This is a genomic window from Candidatus Nitrosotenuis uzonensis (assembly GCF_000723185.1).
GTDB lineage: Archaea > Thermoproteota > Nitrososphaeria > Nitrososphaerales > Nitrosopumilaceae > Nitrosotenuis > Nitrosotenuis uzonensis.
Genome location: NZ_CBTY010000014.1, coordinates 1 through 2,526 on the forward strand (window position 1 = coordinate 1; position 2,526 = coordinate 2,526).

The 2,526-nt window shown below is 38.0% G+C and carries 2 protein-coding genes; one reads left to right on the forward strand and one right to left on the reverse strand.

Going from position 1 to position 2,526, the window contains the following annotated elements; genetic code table 11:
- The coding region (locus NITUZ_RS09585; RefSeq protein WP_048197451.1) for a CDC27 family protein at positions 1–1,514 on the forward strand (1,514 nt) is incomplete at its 5' end.
- A 19-nt stretch (positions 1,515–1,533) separates the two neighbouring features.
- On the opposite strand, the gene NITUZ_RS09590 is transcribed toward NITUZ_RS09585, so the two are convergent.
- Entirely contained in the window at positions 1,534–2,337 is an 804-nt protein-coding gene (locus tag NITUZ_RS09590; protein ID WP_048197453.1) for a TrmB family transcriptional regulator, read from the reverse strand.
- Positions 2,338–2,526: the final 189 nt, after the last annotated feature.

A 2,526-nucleotide genomic window follows, 5' to 3' on the forward strand; every position in this document is an offset into this window, starting at 1 on the left:
AAATCAGCCCATCACACACTGACGTACTTTATTTCAAAGGCCTTTGTTTGGCAGCATGTAAAAGACACAATGATGCACTTGTATGCTTTGAGAAAGTGCTGACAGTAAATCCGTCAAATACAAATGCTTTATACCAAAAAGGTCTTGCACTGTCTTCGCTTTCACAGGATTCTGCAGCGTTGCACTGTTTTGATAAAATACTGTCACTAAATCCATCTAACGTGGATGCTTTATACCAAAAAGCAAGAGTGTTCATGTCTTCAAGCAAGTATCATGACGCGCTAGATCTACTTGACAAAATAACTACAATTGATAACAATCATCTTCTTGCTACGTTTGCAAAAGCTGTGATCTTTGAGGAATTGGGCTATTATGAAGAGGCACTAAAGCACCTTGGCCAAATATTGGAAAAGAGTCCAGATCACATAGATTCGATATTCCACAAAGGCAAAATACTCTATAACATCAAAAAATTCGATACTGCAATATCTTGTTTTGATTCGGTTTTGGAATCAAAGTGCAATCATCTAGGCTCTCTCTGTTACAAAGCAAAAGCATTGTACGGACTTGGAATGTTCCAAGACTCGATAGCCTATGCCAATAGGGCCCTTGTACTTGATGCCAAAGACCTCGAATCAATGTATACAAAATCATTGGCACTCATCAAAACTGGAAAATATGATGACGCATTATCATGTCTGCAACAAATACAGCACATCAGAGAGTGGTACAGAGATACAGGATATTATCTTGGTACCTGCATGATGCACAAGAACAAATTCGAGCAGGCACTTGTAATATTTGAGCAATTTCTAAAAAAGAGGCCTACTCATACAGAATGTATTTTGCACAAGGGCATTATACTCTCACATCTTGACAAGTATGAAGAGTCAATTGCATGTTTTGATGCTGTTTTAAACAAAGATCCTGACAATACCTTAGCATTATCGCATAAAGGAAATGCACTATACAAACTTGGTGAATATGAAAATGCCTATCAATGTTTTAACAAAATAAAAACGGCCGAGTCTGATGTTGAAATATTGGTTACAAAAGCAGATGTGCTGTCAGTAATGGGACGACATGATGAATCTTTGAAGATTTTTGATCAAATTCTGCAAACCGACCCAGGAAACCTTACTGCATTAAAGAACAAAGCATTGCTGCTGGCAAACATTGGAAATCATTCAGATTCACTTGAAATTGCAAATAAAGTATTACAAATTCAGAAAAATGATTATGAAGTATTGTTATCAAAGGCAAGAATTCTGCAAATACTTGGCAAACACGGAGAGGCGCTTACAATATTTGATCAGCTAACTTTATTTGCTGAAGACCCATCCGTACTGTTTGACAAATCAAAATCTCTCCTGCTTTTGGGCAAAGTTTCCGATGCGCTAGAAGCGCTTGGCGCTGCAGTACAAATCGAGCCAGGTTATAAACAGATTGCAGCAAAAGATCCAATATTTGCACGACTTGCACTAAATCCACAGTTTAAGGCAGTTTTTGCCTAAGTTTTTAAAATAAAAAAATTTACATTAACAGCTCGATTGGCTTTGCCTTCTTCCACAGATGTGTGCAAAGACTGTACATGTTGTTGATCATCTCAGAGGAGTTTGTGTACATTATAGAGTCGTTATCGTCGTTCAGATCCATGGATTCTTTTATGGAACCAGACATTATCAGCTGCGAGCCATCTTCTACAATCATTCTGCTCTTGGATGGTAGCTTGCCGATTCTGGTCTCGCTTGCGTTTAGTCTGTTAACAAGCGGGAGCAGATTCTCACTGTTTGTCCAAGTTAACACTCTGACATCGCCCTTGTTATGTTTGCACATCTTTATTTTCTCCGGAATCGCTGTATGATACATTCTCAGAATATCTTCCACTGTTGTGACAATATAGATCGTCTTGGTGGATTCCTGGATTAGCTTGCCGATTCTAGCGTAGATGTTTGCGCGTCCTTGTATTATTGAAAATGACGATATCTCCGTGGTAGTTTCTGGTCTTGTTATCTGCTGAAGCTGATCAACAATTTTATGTGATAGCTTCTGCATGGTGACAATTTCATCCTCACGCCTTTGCATGATTGTGGTAAGTCCTTCCCTTGGTTCTATTGCTTTGCAGATTGTTGGGTTTGAAAATGTTGTTGTGATAAGTCCGAGATTGCGTAACTTATTCAGAGATCTATATGCCTTGCCCCTATCAATATCTAGCTTTGCAGACATTGTGCCGACTGTAACTGAGCCCATCTGTAATAGACCCAAGTAAACCATGGCATCTGTTTTTTCAAGACCGAAATATGATAACGCTGTGATCATTTCTTCTTGAATACTCATGCTGTTTCACCTATCAAAATAAGATGTTGACTTCGATTTTTTTTCTGATTAACACATATTGTGTTTGTAATTGTAATCATGAAGAGTTTGAATTATAATAATGATTTTAGTTGTTGTCTGTCTCATTTAAACAAACATGTGACTTGGTAGTTTTTTGATTTTGCATACTGTAAATTGGACCGTTGCACC